At 58.3% G+C, this 18,420-nt stretch carries 13 protein-coding genes; 5 read left to right on the top strand and 8 right to left on the bottom strand.

All coding sequences use genetic code 11. The annotated features are described in order from the left end of the window. Positions 1-60: 60 nt before the first annotated feature. The 5 genes from M2366_RS03265 to M2366_RS03245 all read left to right on the top strand — a co-directional run bounded on the left by M2366_RS03265 (position 61) and on the right by M2366_RS03245 (position 7,622). Positions 61-1,140, top strand: coding sequence for a substrate-binding domain-containing protein (locus M2366_RS03265; protein WP_259268942.1), 1,080 nt, complete (start codon positions 61-63; stop codon positions 1,138-1,140). Between the two features lie 59 nt (positions 1,141-1,199). Then, on the top strand, positions 1,200-2,684 hold the full coding sequence (locus tag M2366_RS03260; RefSeq protein WP_042041526.1) for a sugar ABC transporter ATP-binding protein: 1,485 nt from the start codon (positions 1,200-1,202) through the stop codon (positions 2,682-2,684). A gap of 17 nt (positions 2,685-2,701) precedes the next feature. Continuing rightward, positions 2,702-3,682: an ABC transporter permease gene (locus M2366_RS03255; protein ID WP_084218170.1), complete on the top strand. Its 981-nt coding sequence runs from the start codon at positions 2,702-2,704 to the stop codon at positions 3,680-3,682. A gap of 30 nt (positions 3,683-3,712) precedes the next feature. Next, complete coding sequence (locus M2366_RS03250; protein WP_259268941.1) at positions 3,713-5,320, top strand: glycoside hydrolase family 3 N-terminal domain-containing protein; 1,608 nt, start codon at positions 3,713-3,715, stop codon at positions 5,318-5,320. A 124-nt stretch (positions 5,321-5,444) separates the two neighbouring features. Beyond that, positions 5,445-7,622, top strand: coding sequence for a carbohydrate-binding protein (locus tag M2366_RS03245; RefSeq protein ID WP_232301920.1), 2,178 nt, complete (start codon positions 5,445-5,447; stop codon positions 7,620-7,622). A gap of 94 nt (positions 7,623-7,716) precedes the next feature. On the opposite strand, the gene M2366_RS03240 is transcribed toward M2366_RS03245, so the two are convergent. The 8 genes from M2366_RS03240 to M2366_RS03205 all read right to left on the bottom strand — a co-directional run bounded on the left by M2366_RS03240 (position 7,717) and on the right by M2366_RS03205 (position 18,187). Then, positions 7,717-8,328 (bottom strand): LysE family translocator, encoded by a 612-nt coding sequence (locus M2366_RS03240; RefSeq protein ID WP_259268940.1) that lies wholly within the window; start codon positions 8,326-8,328, stop codon positions 7,717-7,719. 191 nt (positions 8,329-8,519) lie between these two features. Next, positions 8,520-11,819, bottom strand: a complete 3,300-nt coding sequence (mscK, locus tag M2366_RS03235) for a mechanosensitive channel MscK (RefSeq protein WP_259268939.1) — start codon at positions 11,817-11,819, stop codon at positions 8,520-8,522. Positions 11,820-11,965: 146 nt separating this feature from the next. Next, entirely contained in the window at positions 11,966-13,378 is a 1,413-nt protein-coding gene (pykF, locus tag M2366_RS03230; RefSeq protein ID WP_259268938.1) for a pyruvate kinase PykF, read from the bottom strand. A 307-nt stretch (positions 13,379-13,685) separates the two neighbouring features. Further along, positions 13,686-14,897, bottom strand: coding sequence for a transporter (locus tag M2366_RS03225; RefSeq protein WP_224432447.1), 1,212 nt, complete (start codon positions 14,895-14,897; stop codon positions 13,686-13,688). A gap of 80 nt (positions 14,898-14,977) precedes the next feature. Then, on the bottom strand, positions 14,978-15,637 hold the full coding sequence (locus M2366_RS03220; RefSeq protein ID WP_259268937.1) for a hypothetical protein: 660 nt from the start codon (positions 15,635-15,637) through the stop codon (positions 14,978-14,980). Between the two features lie 7 nt (positions 15,638-15,644). Continuing rightward, positions 15,645-16,322, bottom strand: coding sequence for a C39 family peptidase (locus M2366_RS03215; protein ID WP_042040366.1), 678 nt, complete (start codon positions 16,320-16,322; stop codon positions 15,645-15,647). Positions 16,323-16,374: 52 nt separating this feature from the next. Further along, complete coding sequence (locus tag M2366_RS03210; RefSeq protein WP_224432449.1) at positions 16,375-17,478, bottom strand: hypothetical protein; 1,104 nt, start codon at positions 17,476-17,478, stop codon at positions 16,375-16,377. Between the two features lie 127 nt (positions 17,479-17,605). After that, positions 17,606-18,187: a hypothetical protein gene (locus M2366_RS03205; RefSeq protein WP_224432450.1), complete on the bottom strand. Its 582-nt coding sequence runs from the start codon at positions 18,185-18,187 to the stop codon at positions 17,606-17,608. Between the last annotated feature and the right edge of the window lie 233 nt (positions 18,188-18,420).

Genomic DNA, 18,420 nt, shown 5'->3' with positions numbered 1-18,420 from the left:
CAGGCTATAAAACACCTAGATAATACCTATCAACCACTCAATGGATATAGGGAGAATACCATGTTGGCAAAACGCTCACACTTTTTACTGGCAGGATTGACCGCCGCCATGCTGCTCGGCAACGGGGCCCACGCCGCCGAGGCGACCACGACCCTGGGGCCCAATGGCGAACAATCGACCCCTTATACCCAGGTAACACTCACCACGGCTCAGCAAGACAGGGTCAAGGCCCAGAACTACACGGCCGCCATCCTGATGCACACCACCTCAGACTGGTCGAGTGCCCTCATCAAGGGTGCCAAGGACAAGTTCCAGGATCTGAACGTCAAGGTGGTGGCGGTGACCGATGCCGAATTCAATGCCAACAAGCAGAAGACGGACGTGGAAACCGTGATGGCCATGTCCCCCGACATCATTCTCACCCTGGTGGTCGATCCCGTCTCCGGCGCCGCCGCCTTCCGTCCTGCGGTGCAGCAGGGCAGCAAACTGGTGCTGATCAGCAACCTGCCGAGCGGTTTCGAGTACGGCAAGGACTATGCCGGCATCGTCACCGATGACCTGTTCGAGATGGGCGGTTTGGCCGCCGACATGCTGGCCAAGACGGTGGGTGAGCAGGGCAAGATAGGTTTCATCTACCACGAGGCGAATTACTACGTCACCAATCAGCGGGATCAGGCGGTGCTGACCAACCTGGCCAAGCACCACCCCGGCATCCAGATCCTCGCCAAGCAGGGCATTGCCAACGCCAATGATGGCGAGGTCGTTGCCTCTGCTCTCATTACCCAACACCCGGATATCCAGGCCATCTATGCCCCCTGGGATTCCATCGCAGAGGGGGTGGTGGCCGCCACCCGCGCCGCCGGGCGCAGTGACATCAAGGTGATCACCATGGACTTGGGCGCCGCCAATGCCCTAGACATGGCCAAGGGCCGCAACGTGGCCGGCATAGTGACGGATTTACCTTATGACCTCGGCCAGACTCTGGCCACCATGGGTGCCCTCGCCAAGCTGGGGGAGCAGACTCCCCCCTTCGTCACCGTCTCCGCCGATGCGGTAACCCGTGACAACCTGGCCGAGGCCTGGCAGCAGGCCCTGCGGCGGGATCCGCCGGCCGCCGTGACCAAGGCACTCAGTCAATAAGCCCATAGCCCGTCGCCCAAGGGCGGCTGGCTGCCTCATCCCATGGAAGGAGTCATCACATGGAGCTGTACGCCATAGAGGCGAGTGGTATCAAGAAGGGGTTTGACGGCATACCTGTACTCAAGGATGTGTCGTTCAGCCTCAAGCGTGGCGAGGTGCATGCCATCGTCGGCCAGAACGGGGCGGGCAAATCCACCCTGGTCAAGCTGCTCAACGGCTTTCATGGCCGGGATGGTGGCGAGGTGCGGCTGTTTGGCAAACCTTGCCGCTTCACGACTCCCAAGGAGGCCCAGGCCGAGGGGATCGCCATGGTCTACCAGGACTTGAGCCTGGTGCCGACCCTCTCGGTGGCCGACAACATCTTCCTGGCGGGGGGGGCAGAGAGTGGCGCCATCATCTCCAATCGGGACAGGGTGCGCCGTGCCGCACCCCTGCTGGCCATGCTGGGTGTCGATCTGGACCCGAACTGCGAGGTGGGACGCCTGAGTGTCGGCCAGCAGCAGTTCGTCGAGATAGCCAAGGCCCTGGCCCAGAATGCCCGGATCCTGGTGCTCGATGAGCCGACTGCCTCACTGTCCAACAACGAGATCAACGAGTTGTTCAAGGTGATCGCCACCCTCAAGGGGCAGGGGATGTCCATCATCTACATCACCCACTACTTGAGCGACATCATGCGGGTCTGCGATGCAGTGACCGTACTGCGTGATGGCCATACGGTGCTCGCCACCAACACCAGCAACACCAGTGTCGAGGCGCTGGTCGAGGCCATGCTCGGCAGCAAGGGCGACACCAGCCTGAGTTGGCCGCGCCCGGCATCGGCGCCGGATGCCGTGGCGCTGCTCGAGCTGGACGGGGTATCAAATTCACAACTGCACGACATCTCCCTCAAGGTGATGCCGGGCCAGGTGGTGGGACTGGCGGGGCTGCTGGGCAGCGGGCGCACCGAGATCCTCGAGGCCATCTATGGTCTGACCCCCATTCAGGGCGGCGAGATCCGCATCAATGGCGAGCCGGTGCGAGTCCGTTCCCCCAAGCAGGCCATCGCGCTTGGCATCAACATGGTGCCGGAGGAGCGGCGCAGTCAGGGATTGGTACTCGATTTTTCCGTGGCCGACAACATGCTGATGGCCGCCTATGACCGGCTCTCCCAGGGATTGAGCCTGGACAAACCCAAGGGTGACGCCATGGTACGTGCCCAGATCAAGAGCCTGGGAGTCAAGACCAGCGGCCCCGAGCAGTCGGTGCGTTTTCTCTCCGGCGGCAATCAGCAGAAGGTGGTGATCGGCAAATGCCTCTCCACCGAGGCCAAGGTGCTGCTGCTCGACGATCCCACCTTCGGCATCGATATCCATGCCAAGTACGAGATCATGAAGATAGTGGACAGCTATGTCGCCGCCGGTAATGGCGCCATCTTCGTGTCGAGCGAGTATGCCGAGGTCGCCAGCTTCTGCGACCTCATTTATGTGGTAAACAAAGGACGCATCGTTGCCTGCCTGGAAGGGCGGCGCATGAATGAAGAGACGCTGCTGGCGGCGGTTCAATGACAAACGAGGAGTCAAGGATGAAAGATTTAACCCTGCCGGCCGCCCCCAAGGGCAGCCGTATCAACTGGCGTGACTACATCATCTACATGGTGTTCGTCGGCATCTTCGTGTTCTTTTCGGTGGTGCTCCATGACAAGGGCTTCTTGAGCTCCGTCAACCTGATGAACATCGCGCGCCAGACTGCCACCATCGCCATCATGGCGGTGGGCATGACCTTCGTGCTGAGCGCCGCCGAGATAGATCTCTCCTTCGGTGCCACGGTCGCCCTCAGCGCCATCGTCTCGGCCCTGACCCTGCAAGAGACGGACAGCATCTTGCTGGCGGTCTCGGCGGCGCTGCTGGTGGGCACCATGATAGGGGCCATCAACGGCCTGTTCGTGACCCAGGTCGGTATCCCCTCCTTCCTGGTGACCCTGGGGACCACTGGCATCATCACCGGCATCGCCCGCTGGTCCACCTCCTTGCAGTCGATCCCCATCGACAACGACCTCTATGTGTTCATCTTCGGCTCGGGTGACATAGGGCCCATCTCGGTGCTTTTCATCTGGACCATTCTGGTGACGGTGATCGGGGCCTTCGTGCTGCGCAACACCCGCTTTGGCAAACAGGTGCTGGCCACGGGTGGCAACAAGATCTCCGCCATGTATTCGGGCATCAATATCAACCGCATCAAGCTCTACGTGCTGATGCTCAACGGCTTTCTCGCCGCCCTGGCCGGCATCCTCTACTCGGGACGGCTGCAGAGTGCCCGCTACACCCTGGGGGAGAGCGATCTCATGCTGGTGATCGCCGCCGTCATCATAGGTGGCACCAACCTGTTTGGTGGCAAGGGCATGGTGGTGGGCTCCGTCATCGGCGCCCTCATCATGGGCATGGTCAACAACGGCCTGATCCTGATGGGGCTGAACGTGGATCAGCAGCTGATCCTGCGCGGCATCATCGTCATCGTCGCCGTCACCTTCACCATGGGCCAGCTCAAACAGCTGCGTAAGAAGTAAGTTAACTCTTTGAGACTTAAGGACGAGAACATGAAGATAGATCCCAAGGTGGCAAGCATCATTTCCGGTTGGAGCTTGAAGGAGAAGGTAGGCCAGCTGTTCATTCTGGCCTTCCCCGGCAAGTCCGCCGAGCAGGCGCGCACCATGATAGCCGAGTACAACCTGGGGGGCTGCTACCTCAGCCAGGACAACAGCGACACCTTCGCCGAGGCGCAGCAGTTGACCCGGGACCTGGCAAGCATAGGCGCCGAACAAGGCCGTCTGCCGCTGTTGCTCGGGGTGGATCAGGAGGGGGCCTGGGGGGTACTGGTGGGGGAGTCCACCACCGGGCCCGGCAACCTGGCCCTCGGCGTGGCCGAGACCGGACAGGGCACAGAACTCATGTATAAAACCATGGCCGAGGAGATGCGCTTTGCCGGGTTCAACTGCATCCTTGGGCCCTGTTGTGACGTCAACTTCAATCCCAGCTCCCCCATCATCGACAGCCGCGCCTTCGGCGACCGACCGGCCAAGGTGGCACTGCACTCGGCGGCGGCGGTGCGCGGCCTTCATCAGGGCGGGATCTGCGGCAGCGGCAAACACTTCCCGGGTCATGGGGATACCCATGGTGACACCCACAGGGAGATCCCCAGGGTCGACAAGTCCCTGAATGAGCTGCGCGAGCAGGATCTGCGCCCCTTTCAGGCGGCCATCGATGCGGGGGTGGATCTGATCATGACCAGCCACATCCTCTACCCGCAGATAGATGCTCAACACCCGGCCACCTTGTCATCGGTCATCTTGCAGGATCTGCTGCGCGACGAGATGGGCTTTGAGGGCATCATCATCTCCGACAGCATGAACATGGGCGCCATCGTTCATCACTACTCCCCCGCCACGGCGGCGGTGCAGGCGCTCAAGGCAGGCATCAACATGATCATGCTCTCCGAGGAGCATTACGATCACAGCGACTCCTACCTCGACAAGCAGTTCGCCATGATCCACGGCATCATGGCCGCGGTGGCGGCTGGGGACTTGGACGAGGCGCTGATCGATGCCGCTCTGGCGCGCATCGTCGCCTTCAAACTCGCCAAACTGGTGCCCATGGCGCTCTATCAAACCATCGACATGGCCGCGAGCCAGAAGGTGGCCAACACTTGCGCCAACCAGGCGCTGACCTGGCTGCGTCAGGTGCCAGAGCTTGGCGAGGGGCCACTCCATGTGCTCAATGCCACCCCGGCCGCCAGCTATCACAACCTCACCAATCCCCGTGGCATAGGCCCCAATCAGCGCGAACCAGCATTTGATCACTTCCTCGCAGCCCTGGACAACGGCACTCGCCTGGTGCGACCCCTGACCCTGGATCAGCTTGGGGCGGTGGGAGATGGCTGGCTGCTGGTGGTGACCGAAAATCACCCCCTGCCCGGCGAAGACTTCGCCCAAGAGGAGGCTCAGGCCTTGGTGCGCCGACTCAGCCTTGACGTCGAGAAATTGATCGTGGTGGCGCTGCGCAGCCCCTACGACCTGCTCGGCTATCCGGATGTGCGCTACTACCTGTGCAGTCACTCGGCCCGCCCCGAGAGCGCTCGCGCCGCGGCGCAGGTATTGAATGGCACCCTGATTACCCAGCAGAGCCGGGCGGTGAGCCTGGTCAGTTAAGTTTTTGCTTTTCCCGCCATGAGAATGGCGGGGGATTTCTCCTAGGAGTCTGTGGTTGGGAGCTCATGGGCTATTGCCCAGTTATTAATGGACTAATACGAGGGTTCGGGATTTGAAAACCACCATGAAAATAGTGTCGGCAACCGTGTTGCTGGTATTGGCTGCCCCCGCCTTGGCGGCGAAGGGCGGTACCCAGGATTTCCTGGATGCACTGCGCAACTTTGAATCAGGTATCAATCCGGCACTGGCCGATTTCTATCTGCAAAACCTCGACAACCCCGTCTACACCTATGCCCAGGTGACGGCGCCGGGTCGCCTGGTGCGGGACTGCTCCACCGGCACCATGCTCTCCGAGCCGACCACCATCAGCGGCTTCTTCAACAAGCTGGGGGTGGGCAATATTTATAACTCCTCCACCCCGACGAATGCGGCCATGTTCAGGACCATGCAGTACAACTCCTTGAACGCGTGGGGTTTTATCGGTTATCAGTTGGGTGAGGCCGTGTTGATCGATGCCGGCTACTACAGTCCGAAACAGGTGACGGTAGATGGCAAGGAGTACGACAGCTTCTACATGTTCGTGCCGGATTCCACCTGGGCGGGTTGCAAGACCGAAGCCCTGGCCGAGATCGAGGGCTCGGGCGGCAACAAGGTCTATGTGACCGATGTCAACCGCTGGCAGGGCACCTTCGTCGGCAAGAATGGCATCAACTCCCTGGCCGACCTGCGCCTGCCCGAGAAGCAGGAGCTGGTGATGCGCGATGCCATGCACTTCAACTATCAGGTGATCAGCAAGCTGCTCAAGGACGCCAACATGACCTGGGCCCAGGCCCTTGCCAAGAGCTGGCCCGACACCGATGACAATGGTCAGCCTATCCAGGTGCAGGCCACCATGTCCGGCATCCTGGCCGCGGCGCACCTGCGTGGCGCCTGGGGCGTGGGCTCCCTGCTCACCAAGAACCAGATCACCTGCGATGAACTCGGTACCTGCATCACCAAGTACGTCTACAAGTTTGGTGATTACAACAGCCTGTTCGATACACCGGGCAACAGCACGACCCAAGGCTCGCCCTATGATGAGGTGCTGACGGCGGGCTGGGGCAATGACACCGTCATCACCGGCGGTGGCAAGGATCAGATCCTGCTCAACGAGCAGGCGAACGGTCTGACCACGGTCAACGACTTCACGGTCGGCGACGATCTCATCGTGTTGCGTGGCTGGAGCATGGCCGAACCCTTGGCCGATCTGGTCATTGGCGATGTAGCCGATGGCGCCGAGTTGCAATTCGCCGGTCAGCGGGTGGTACTCAAGGGGGTCAGCGCGGCCTCTGTGCAGGCCAATCCGGCCGCCGTCATCACCAAGTCCGACATCTATACCCTGGCCTGGAACTCGGGCAAGCAGGTGGTGCAGGGCTTCGATCCTGCGGTCGACAAGATAGCGGGCAGTGCCGGTATCGGCTTCAAACACCTGAAAGCCTATGAGACGGCCACCTCGGTGGTGATGGGCCCGCAGGCGGAAGATGGCGGCATCTACTCCTCCTACGAGCTGGTGGGACTGACCCTCAACGACATCAGACCCGAGATGTTCAGCAATGTCACCGGCAGCTACGATCGCCTCGGCTACATAGTGCCGCTCAGCTCGCTGAACTGGGGTTGGAACATGACCCTGGTGGCCAATCGCTTCGATCCGGCCAAGACGGTCATCACCACTCCGAGCAATCAGCCGGTGCCCTTCTCCGGCATCAAGCTGACTCAGGAGGGGAGTGATGTGGTCATCACCCTGGTGGAGCCTTATGCCAAGGGCGATGCCAAGAAGATAGTGCTGAAGAACACGGCGGTGAACACCATCACGGCCGCCAACTTCGCCGGCTTTAGCGGTAATTACAGCGAAGCCACCATCGACATCCCCGTCTTCTTCGACATCAGCGTCAACATAGGGGCGGGCGGTACTGTCTCCCCTGCACCGGCGAACGGCATTCTGAAAGGAAAAGGCGGCACCAACTTTACCGTCACCCTGCTGCCCAATACCGGTTACAAGGTGAAGTCCCTGAGCGTCGATGGGGTGGCTCAGGCCGTGGCCGGCAGCTACACCTTCAATGCCTTGAATGGTGCTCATAGCCTGTCGGTCAGCTTCGAACCTGGCAGCAGCACCACCTGCCCGGCGAACTGGGCAACCGGCTCCGTCTACACCACGGGTAACAAGGTGACCTACAACGGCAATATCTATGAGGCCAAGTGGTGGAGCAGCGGTAACCTGCCCACGGCCGGGGATCCCTGGAAGCTGATTGGCCCCTGCAGCTAAGGTGGCATCAACCAGCATCAGGTGATGGCAATCACCCCTATGAAACAGGCCCCGCTTCGGGGCCTGTTCTTTTTGATGCCGTTGCCGCAGGGGCTTATCCGAGCTGTGCTAGCAGCTCGCCGAGCACCGGCACCACCGAGAGGACGAGCAGGAGTGCCATGGTGTAGTTGAACCACCGGCGGGCCTGGTCATGTTGCAGCCAGCGGTTTAGCAGGGAGCCAAACAGCATCCAGATGCCGACACTGGGGAAGGAGACGATGAAGAAGGTGAGGGCTATGGTGAGATTCTGGCTGTAAAAGCTCGCACCCACTGTGGTGAATGCGGCAATGGCGCCGGTGGCAACCACCCAGGCCTTGGCATTGACCCACTGGAACAGGGCCCCCTTGATGAAGGAGAGCGGTTGCTGTTGCTCCTTGCCCGTCGCCATCCCGGCCGAGCGGGCGATCAACCAGGCGAGATAGAGCAGATAGAGGGTGCCTGTGACCTTGATAAGCAGATGCAGGTCAGGCCACAAGCTGAACAGCTGGCCAAAGCCCAGGCCAACCAGCAACAGCATGATGGCGAAACCGACGCAGATCCCGGCCAGCAGTGGCAAGCTTCTCCTGACACCGAAATTGAGCCCCGAGGTCATCACCATGATGTTGTTGGGGCCGGGGGTGATGGAGGATGAGATGGCAAACAGCACCACGGCGTAGAGGTAATCCATGACAGCATCCTTTGTATAGTCCTTTTTTGAATCCATTAGATGGGGGCCCATTTCGCAAATGCAATGGTGGTGCCTGTCCTGGCATTGATTGCTGAGGCGCGGGCAAGCCATGGCATGACCCGCCTGAACGGCCACAAAAAAGGGAGGCCCTGCAGCAGGGCCTCCCTTGGTCAGTGATCCACCCGTCAGGATCAGACGGCTTTGCCATCTTCACGGGGGAGGGCGGGGTGAGAGGCAATCTTCTGCTCGTCCCCTTGCAGGTTCTTGATATAGACATCCATCTGGTTGAAGGAGATGTCTATGCCATTCTCCTTGAACAGGCGGTCTATGGTGCGGTTGAGCTCATCGATGGCGGGGTTGCGATCGCCGAGTTCACTCACGAAGAAACGCAGCTCATGATCCAGGGTGCTGGCGCCGAAGGTAAGGAAGTAGACCAGGGGTTCGGGATCCTTGAGCACCCGACTGTTCTCATGGGCAGCCTGCTTCAGCAAGGTACGGGTCAGCTCCAGATCCGAGCCATAGGCGACCCCGACCCGGGCGATGACCCGGGTGACGGTATCGGACAGGGACCAGTTGATCAGCCGCTCTATCATCAGCTGCTGGTTCGGGATGATCACCTCTTTGCGGTCAAAGTCGGTGAGGGTGGTTGAGCGGATCCGGATCTTGTTGACCGTGCCGGATATGGTGCCAATGGTGACCGTATCGCCGATCCGCACCGGGCGCTCGAACAGTATGATGATGCCGGAGATAAAGTTGGAGACTATCTGCTGCATACCAAAGCCGATACCGACCGAGAGCCCCGCGGCCAGCCACTGCAACTTCTCCCACTGCATGCCGAACATGGCCAGTGAGGTGAGGGTGCCCACCCCAATCAGCACGTAGTTGAGCATGGTGGTGATGGCGTAGGCCGAGCCCTGGGCCAACTTGAGTTTGGAGAGTACCAGCACCTCCAGCAGACCGGGCAGGTTGCGGGCCAGGGACCATGCGACCCCCAGCAAGAAGAGGCCGGTGAGGACATCGCTCAGGCTGACGGGATATAGCACGGCATTGGCGCCAGTTCCCTCACTCTTGTGCCAGAGCACCACGCTATCGAGGTAAGTAAATACCGCGATAAGATCGGACCAGAGCCAGTAGAAGGCGACCCCGAAGATGCCAAGCAGCACGATGCGGGTCAGGCGCAGGGATTGCTGGCTCACCTCTTCCAGTGCCATGGGCTGCTCTTCGATAGCGTCGCCCCCTTCCGCATCTTCTTGCGCCCTGTGCTCACGCTTGGCCACGGCACGGCGCCAGGCGAGACGGCGGGCTGCCAGTTCCAGACCGCGCAGGGCGGTACGATAGACCAGGCTCCATATCAGCAAGAGATAGAACGACTCGATGAGCCGGCCGGTCAGCTTGAGCGCCGTGTAGTAGTAACCAAACAGCACCAGGCCTATCAGCACTATGGGGGTGAGCAGCAGCAGGAAGGAGAGCATCGACTGCAACATGCTGACACCGCTCTTGATCCTGGCCCTGAACAGGGGATAGAGCATCCAGGCGGTGGCGCCCAGCAGGATCAGGGTCAGCGCCTGGCCCAGGGCGTCATTGCCCAGGGTTGAGGGCTCGATCACGGCCTTGGTCGACAACATGATGAGTGGCATCAGGGTGAACCAGAGATAGCGAAAATGCTTGCGCTTGCTCGCCAGCTCTTCCCTGGGCAGTCGGAAGTGACTCTCGGCGATGCCCCCCGGGCGCATGACCCCGAGATAGACGCTAAATACCAGATAACCCAACGCCAGATTGAGGGTGATCTGCATGGTCAGGTTGATGCTGAGCAGACCATTGTAAGCGAGCAGCAGCCCGGCGGCGCAGATGAAGAGGGCGCCCGGCAGGGAGAGCAGGGTCATCATCAGCAGCGCCTTGGGAGTGTGCAACTGGCTGTCCTGACGGAAACGACCAAGGTCCTTGTTGATGTTCTGCAGGCGGGTCTTGATGGCCTGACGCTTCCAGAGCAGCAGCCAGCCGATGACCAGCAGCGGCAGGGCCAGCAGGCTGACGGCAACCAGCACATCCAGCCAGGCCTTGGGGGTCAGGGTCCAGTCGCTGATCTGCTTGGCCACCTGGCTCGGCCAGGAGAGGAGCCATTTGCTGTCGATTGGCTTGTTGCTGCTCACCCAGAAGATGTGTTGCTGCAGGGTCAATTCGATGGAGTTATAGATCCGTTTGATCTGCTGCTGGGTCAGCTGCAGGCTGATGGCGTTGGTCAACTGCGCATCGAGCTGGCGATTGAGCTGGTCGAGCAGCGAGATGCGGGTGTCGAGCAGGAGGGAGAGGTTCTCCCTGTCTTCGGCACTGACGGCCAGGCCACTGGTCTCGATCAGCTTGTCGAGGAACTGGTTCTTCTGGAACAGCTGATCCCGCTGCTGGCTCAGTTCGAATTGGGCAAGGTGCAGATCGGCTATCTGCTCCTCCAGGTTGCTGACCGCACTGGTGGGGGCCGCCTCCAGTTGCTGATAGAGCTGATACAGGATGCGGGAGAGCAGCAGGTTACCCTTGAGCATCTCAACCTGTTCATTGAGGTTGCGCTCGGTCTGAGTGCCCCGTTCGAGCCAGCTCTTGGCCTGCAGGTTTTTCTGCATCAGGGTGTTGAGATTATTGGTGGCGGAGATCAACTGCTTGCTGAGCTGGTGATTGGCCTCCTGCTCTTTCTGGATCAGCGGGTTGTTCAGACTGGCGACCAGCTCGCCAGTCTGCTCTGCGGTTTTTTCAGTGTTGCCGAGGCGCTTGCTACTGACTTCATTTTGCAAGGACTGCAGTTTCTGCTCTTCCAGTGCCAGGCGAGCGTTTTGATAATCCCGTTGCTTGACCGCGAGATCCTGCATGCTGGTTCTGTTATCCAGCTCCTTTTGCAGGTAGGCGAGTTGCAGGTCGAGCAGTGCTTGCTCCGCGTTGAGCTTGCCCCGTTCGGCACTGCTCACGGCATCCCCGGCATTGAGGCGGGAACGGATCTCCTGGCTACGTTGATACGCCTTGCTCATGGTGCTCTGGGCACGTTCTGGCAGGGTTTGCAGGTTGGTTATCTGGCTGGCAATGGTGCCGAGGGATTCCTGGGCATCCTGCATGCTGGTCATCACTTCTGGCTGGCGGCTCTCGAGTGCCTCCAGGCTCATGGTCGCATATTCTTGTGCGATCTGCTCCGGGCTCTTGCTCTTGTTTAGTTCATCGATCTTTGCCGAGATCTCCTTGAGATCCGAGGGGAGCGTCCTGAGACGTTGGCTCTGTATCTTGGCCTTGGCATTCTCCTTGTCGATGCTGTCGAGCAGGGCGAGGGTTTCACTGAGAAACGTCTTGTCAGCCTGTTGGCTGACTGTCAGGTTGTCCGATTTGGAGAGGGTCTCGAGCTGGCGCTGGATCGTTCCCTGCTGGGGAAGATCCTGAGCCAGGGCCTGGCCCACTGCGAGGATGGAGAGCAGATACAGCAGGGTGGCGACTCGTTTGAACATGAGTGAAAGCATAGGGGTTCCGTTGGTGACCATATGACGGGATGGATCCGATCACTGATAAATTGCGCGAGATTCTAGCACTCGCCTCGGTCATCAAGCAGAGGGGATGATAAAAAAAAACGGCGCCCGCAGGCGCCGTTTCATCGGTTCAGCACGGATTAGAGTACGTGAACGGAGGCAGTGTTGGTGGTACCGCTCGGTACCAGGGCACCGGAGACCATGACGACCACATCACCCTTCAGACCCATGCCGCTTTGCAGCGCAGCGTCTTTGCCGATGCGATAGAAATCGTCAGTAGAGGCGATGCTGTCAACCACATGAGCCACCACGCCTTTGGTCAGCACCAGCTGGGCAGCGGTTTTCTTGTTGGTGGTGATGGCCAGGATCCAGGCTGTCGGGAAGTACTTGCGAATGGCCTTGGCAGACTTGCCGCCTTCGGTCGCGACCACGATCAGCGGGGCATCCAGCTTCTGGGAGGTCTCGACAGCGCCTTTGCAGACGGCTTCGGTGATGCGCAGCTTGTTGCTGTCATTGGCAGCAGACAGGTTGGATGGCATCACGGCGTCGGTACGTTCGCAGATGGTGGCCATGATGGTCACGGCTTCCAGCGGGTACTTGCCCTTGGCAGACTCACCGGACAGCATGACGGCATCGGTACCGTCCAGGATGGCGTTCGCCACGTCACCGGCTTCGGCGCGGGTCGGACGCGGGTTCTTTATCATGGAGTCGAGCATCTGGGTCGCGGTGATAACGACTTTGCGAGCCTTGTTGCACTTGGTGATGATCATCTTCTGGGCGAAGATCACTTCTTCAACCGGAATTTCGACACCCATGTCACCACGGGCGACCATGATGCCGTCGGAGACAGCCAGGATCTCGTCGAAGTTGTCCAGGCCTTCCTGGTTTTCGATCTTGGAGATGATCTGGATGTTCTCGCCACCGTGGGCTTTCAGGTGCTCACGGATTTCCAGCACGTCTTCTTGCTTGCGGATGAAAGATGCAGCAACGAAATCAACGCCTTGCTCACAGCCGAAGATGAGGTCGCGCTTGTCTTTCTCGGCCAGGGCCGGCAGCTTGATGGAGACACCCGGCAGGTTGACACCTTTGTTCTCACCCAGATCGCCGTTGTTGAGCACCTTGCAGATGACTTCACGCTCGGTGATTTCGATAACATCCATGCCGATCAAGCCATCGTCAACCAGGATACGGTTGCCGACGCGCAGGTCGTTGGCAAAACCGGCATAGGTCACGGCGACCTTGTCCTGATTGCCAACTACGGTCTGATCGATGGTGAAGGTGAAGGTCTGGCCGGCGACCAGAGAGACATCGTTGCCACCTTCCAGCTTCATGGTACGGATTTCCGGACCCTTGGTGTCGAGCAGGATAGCGGCTTGCTGGCCGGTTTCTGCCATGACTTCGCGCAAGTTGTTGATGCGGCCGCCGTGTTCGGCGTAGTCACCGTGAGAGAAGTTCAGGCGCATGACGTTCATGCCGGCATCCAGCATCTTGGCCAGCATTTCTTTGGATTCGGTCTTGGGACCTATGGTGCAGACGATTTTGGTCTTTTTCATGTCAGTCTTCATGGTTAAGGAGTTTCCGCCGAGTAATATACACCAGTTTCTGGATACTTTTTATGATCCAGAAACAACGTTTTGAGCCAAAAATGCCTCATTTTGCGCGATAACGTTTTCGTAGCCATGAGATTTTAGGGCCTAAAATAATGGCGTTTTTGGGGGCTAGCCCATACATGACAGATGCGTCACGGATCTGGCTGATGGGGAGTATGTAGTTAAATGACTAGCTGGCCCGACCTCTTCGCTGGCCGGAGAAAGCGTACTTTCCCCGGCCTGGGTGGGGGCGATAACCTCGATGTTGGTGCTAGAAACGATAGGGGAAACGTATCCCTATGTTGTAATCAGGAGCATCAGTAGTCAGCCCTGCCGACCAGTTGACGGCCATGGATAGTTTGTCTGTCATGGCCCAGGTCGCCCCCATGCCAAAGCTGGCGGCATTGGCATCCGAGCCTGTGACTTTCTCCATGGGGAAGCCTTCGGCGCCTTGCTCGGATTCCAGGGTGATGCGTTGGTTGATGTTGAATGAGAGGCTGAAACGCTCGTTAAGGGCAAAGGCAACCCCCAGACCATATTCGTACCAGTCACCAATCTGTATGCTGCCGGGCTGATCGCCAGGCAGATAGGAGACATCGTCAAAGTCGCCTTTGAGGCTATGGCCATAGTTCAGGTTGGCAAACAAGATGGCAGGATCCAGGGTTCTGACCACGGAGAAGCCGGTAGATAGTTGCCATAGGCCGTTGCCGGTGGCGAGCTCTTTGGGGGTGATCAGGTTGCCAGATTCCGATGTATCCACTCCTATGCCATAGGGATCTCGGCCGGTCGGTGCCTTGGCCCGTATGTTCCAGACCAGATCCGGCCAATTTTCATCCTCCGCCAGCACCCGATAGTAGACAGCCATGCTCAGATCGCCCAAGCCGCCGTCCGTGACACTCTGCTCTTCGAAATCGCGGCTGGAATTCTCCTTGCCCGTGGTCTGGTAGTTGGTGCTGCGCAGCATGTAGGGTACGGCCAGCTCCAGCTGCCAGCGATCGTTGAGGGTATAACGAGTGACGAGATCGGCGACCCATTGATCGGAACGTACCCGATCGAGATTGATCTCGCCGAGGAAGATGGCATCAAGGGCAAGGAAACCACGCAGGGCCAGGTCTTTGCGGTTGTAATGTTGATAGGAGAGCCCGAAGTCCAGCACCCAGGCACGATCGAACACATTATGCTGCTCGATCATCAAGTCTTCCGTGCTGCGCCCCGCCTCCGGGGTACGGCGAGTCGCTTCATTTTGGGGGGCTGATGCGGTGGCGGCCGTACCAGCCACGGCCCCCGTGGCGGCGGCTGTGCCCGCTGTCTTGCTGGTTTTAACGGCCTCCAGACGCGCTTGTAGCTGATGAAGCGCCTGATTTTGCTGGATAAGTTGTTGGCGTAGCAGATCGAGTTGCTGTTGCAGTGCCTCTTCTTCCGCACTGGCCGCCCAGCAGCTGAGCGGTGCCAGCGCAATCAACACCATGGCAGACTGTTTCATCGGATCCATCCTTGTTGTTTATTGTCTTTGTATCAACGCCATCCAATGGAGCAGGATCAATCAGCAAGGGTTTACTTACTTTAACGGGAGAGCCAGATCCGGGTCTGATTGAGTGCCCGTAAACCATCTCCTCTGACTCGATTAAGCTGCAATAAGCCCCGGCTGAAGTTGTCTCCTCGCAGACTCTGTTCCAGTTGAACGTGTCCATCGGCCGAGTTTAGTTGCAGTCCCGCATAATTGCCCGAGACCCGGTAGCTAGCCGTACCAAGAGATCCCTGACTTTCATAATTGCCAGTGTTTACGCTCTGGCCCGTCACCGGTGGCGCTGTCAAGGTGATGCCGGTCTGGTTGACCGAGCTATTACCACTGCCTTGAAGCTGCACCACTTGAACCAGACCCGAGCCATTGATGTTGCTGGCGGCAGGCGTGGACACAGCCGCTTTGGCATCATTTTTGATGCGGATGTCGAGGTTGGGGTGATTCTGGATGACGCTCAGGGTCAGATTCATGGCTGCCGTCTGCTGCGCCTGGGCCGTGGTCAGGGTCGAGATAAATTCGATCCCGAAATAGCGGATCCCCTGAGGCCCGGCGTAACGACCGCGCAGATTGGCGAGTTCACTGTCGCCAAGCTCCGGGGCGAAGTGCTCCGACAGGTTGGCCAGTGGATCCGAGGCTGCCAGCGCAGGGCCGGTCATGCCTGCAAACAAGCAGGCAAGCCAAACGGAATGTAGGTTGCTCATAACTGCCTCACATTAGCTCCCTGTGCTGAAAACCAAACTCCAGCAGGGAGGTCTCGTTGATGGGCGCAAACAGGCCATCTTTTCCTCGCACTGACAGAGGGGGGGATGGATTGGCCAGGGGAGCGTCCGGACGATATCCGGATCCAATCACCGCCAGCAGGATCCCGTTCCAGCTCTTCTTGAACTCATCAAACGAGATAATGCGATTTCCCAGGGCGGGATCGGCCAGATAGACGCGATCTTGTCGATCAATGGCGCGCAGTACGGCGAAGTGCTGATAGCCACGAATATTGAGTAACACTATGGTTGGCACTCTCACCTGGCGCAGCTTCTCGTCACCAAGTCGATAGCCCCTGACCCGCATGCCGAGCATTTGCAGATACTGCTTCATGTCGAGCATGGAAAATCCATAACGCTGTACCAAAGCCGGATCGGCCATGGCCATCATGCCATCCATGACCCAGCGTTCATTGGTCACCTGGCCGTAGGAGTAACGCAATATGGTTGCCACGGCAGCGGCGCCGCAGCTGAAATCCGTATGTTGACGCTCGATATTGGCGAAGCGCCGTTCCATGATGCTCTGCACCGGCTTGTTGAAGTCGCCAAGGGCCGGGAGATGTTCCCCTATGGGCAGATTGGCCGCCCAGGCACCCTGACAGAGACACAAGATTAGTAACCAGCGCATCGTCTCCTCCTCGCGTGTAAAAAGGGGGCTTGAAGCCCCCTGTGCAGACTGATTACTTGGCGAAACCTGCGGCCAGCGAGAGGTTGTTCGCTTGCAGATTGTTGGTGCCAGATGCCACGTTCACCCCAATGTTGCCCACGGCGCCATTGAAGGCCCCACCATTGATGTTGGCGTGGTTGAAGGTCTCACGACTGGTGTAGGTGTTGACCACAGGAATGTAGCCAGACACAGAACCGCTCAGCTTGATGTCACCCTCTTCCTCGAACTCGAACTTGCCAGGGTTTTTCTTGTTATCGTTATCGAAGTCGATATGACCAAGCTGTTTTTGTGCCCCGGGGTTGTGATCCCCATCTATCCATACTTCCGGATAGACATCATTGGACTGCTTGCTATCGCCCTCATAGCTGCCATGAGCGTTGAGCTTCAGGTAAACAGGGTTGTAGGCCACTGTTTTGGTTGCACTCAGGCTGGTGTTGGAGGTGGCGTTGTGGGATACGTTCTGGCTATTGGCGACTGTGGCCACGGCCATGTTGCCAGTGGAGACAGTGGCAGCCATGTTATTGGCCTGGACGTTACCCGAGCCGGAAACCACGTTCACCCCGATATTGCCTGCCGCGTCTTTGAAGGCGCCATCGCCGATGCCAGATTTGTTCTGATGACCCATGTTGGTGGTCAGGTTATGACCGGCACTCTGATCGGAGAAGATCTCTGCATCAGATGATCCACCGGCAGAACCGCTTTGGCCCGGGTAACCACGACCCATGACGAACTCGGCGTCAGCTGAATCGTAGGCTGCAAGGGAGGCGCTGTTGCCCTGCACGTTGGAGTCACCGGCGGCCACGTTGGCGCCGACGTTACCTGCCGCCCCTTTGAAGGCGTTATCGATCTGGCTCTTGTTTTCGGTTCTGTAGTTGGAGGTGCCAATCATAGAGCTGGATTGCTGGTTATCCACCACGGCCATACCCAGCTTGTTGACATTGATGGATCCGCCGACGTTGACCCGTCCTTCATATTCAACATCCACTTCAACCTTGACCTTCTTGGTCAGGGTGGCGCCCGTTTCGTCCCTGTCACCGCCTCTTTCATTGGCGAATGCGGTACCCGACATGGCCATGACGACCGCGGCGGCTAATGAGCTGTATATAAGTCCACGCATAATGAGTCTCTCCATTGAGCTTGCCATGGGGGCCTCACCTGTGACTCCTGTATCCGCGTTCCGATCTATAGATTGAGCATCGGGCATGGCGGTGAAGTGTCAGGTTTAACCTCCTGTCCCTGCGGCATCAAGGCGATGCCGTTACTGCACCGGTCAAAGGCAGGGAAACCATGTTTACCGCTTGATTCCCTTGTCCCGTGACCTGATTAACCTGAATGACTCCCTTGCTTCCTGCGAGGGCGTTGCCATCCAGATAAATACTGCTTGTCGTATTCGCCGGTACCTTGCCTGTGGGCAATGTCGCGACGCTGGTACTGAGATTGATATCGGTCACCGTGCCTACCCCAGTGTCATCCCCAAGGGATAGTGCAAAAGCGTTTACCTGTTGATTGGCTTCCCCTGCTCCTTGGTTGATGCCAATGAGCCCCTTGCTTTGGTTCAGTGCGGAGTCGTAAATGGCAACGCGCTGGTTTCCATTGAGGGCAGAGATAGCCTGGGTTTGCTGACTAAACTGGATGATGGCAGGACCCGAGATTGCGATGGCGGCAAGATTCCCTTGTTGGTTATTGTTGCCGGACACCATATTCACCCCCATGCTTCCTCTGATATTACTCAGAGCCTGCTGGCCTAAATTGACCTGGTTTTCAGCTCTGGTTGGGGCTGTGAATAGCAATAAAATATAAGCAGCCAATGCAATATATGTTTTCACTCTTTCTCTCCATGCTACAAGAGGGGCGAAAGAGGTAAAGCAATGCTTGTGCCATTATTTAAGCTATTGTTTTTAAGATGATAATTTATTGTTGGCTGTGTCATTTAATCTCACCAGTGAGATATGGTCTTTTTTATAATGAATAAGCTTTTGTTTATTTTGGAATTTATTCTTTCTCATCATTAAATCTCGAGTCTCATTATTGTTGTGTCATTAATCTATATCCGGGATAG

It is taken from the genome of Aeromonas sp. BIGb0405, from assembly GCF_024807335.1.
In the GTDB taxonomy this organism is placed as follows: Bacteria; Pseudomonadota; Gammaproteobacteria; order Enterobacterales; family Aeromonadaceae; genus Aeromonas; species Aeromonas rivuli.
The sequence above is the reverse complement of the archived record's forward strand: the minus strand, read 5'-3'. Positions and strand labels throughout refer to the sequence as shown.

Bases quoted from the DNA above. Each gene is read 5' to 3' on its own strand.
- M2366_RS03265 (WP_259268942.1), top strand. From the start codon at position 61: ATGTTGGCAAAACGCTCACACTTTTTACTGGCAGGATTGACCGCCGCC.
- M2366_RS03260 (WP_042041526.1), top strand. From the start codon at position 1,200: ATGGAGCTGTACGCCATAGAGGCGAGTGGTATCAAGAAGGGGTTTGAC.
- M2366_RS03255 (WP_084218170.1), top strand. From the start codon at position 2,702: ATGAAAGATTTAACCCTGCCGGCCGCCCCCAAGGGCAGCCGTATCAAC.
- M2366_RS03250 (WP_259268941.1), top strand. From the start codon at position 3,713: ATGAAGATAGATCCCAAGGTGGCAAGCATCATTTCCGGTTGGAGCTTG.
- M2366_RS03245 (WP_232301920.1), top strand. From the start codon at position 5,445: ATGAAAATAGTGTCGGCAACCGTGTTGCTGGTATTGGCTGCCCCCGCC.
- M2366_RS03240 (WP_259268940.1), bottom strand. From the start codon at position 8,328: ATGGATTACCTCTACGCCGTGGTGCTGTTTGCCATCTCATCCTCCATC.
- mscK (WP_259268939.1), bottom strand. From the start codon at position 11,819: ATGCTTTCACTCATGTTCAAACGAGTCGCCACCCTGCTGTATCTGCTC.
- pykF (WP_259268938.1), bottom strand. From the start codon at position 13,378: ATGAAAAAGACCAAAATCGTCTGCACCATAGGTCCCAAGACCGAATCC.
- M2366_RS03225 (WP_224432447.1), bottom strand. From the start codon at position 14,897: ATGAAACAGTCTGCCATGGTGTTGATTGCGCTGGCACCGCTCAGCTGC.
- M2366_RS03220 (WP_259268937.1), bottom strand. From the start codon at position 15,637: ATGAGCAACCTACATTCCGTTTGGCTTGCCTGCTTGTTTGCAGGCATG.
- M2366_RS03215 (WP_042040366.1), bottom strand. From the start codon at position 16,322: ATGCGCTGGTTACTAATCTTGTGTCTCTGTCAGGGTGCCTGGGCGGCC.
- M2366_RS03210 (WP_224432449.1), bottom strand. From the start codon at position 17,478: ATGCGTGGACTTATATACAGCTCATTAGCCGCCGCGGTCGTCATGGCC.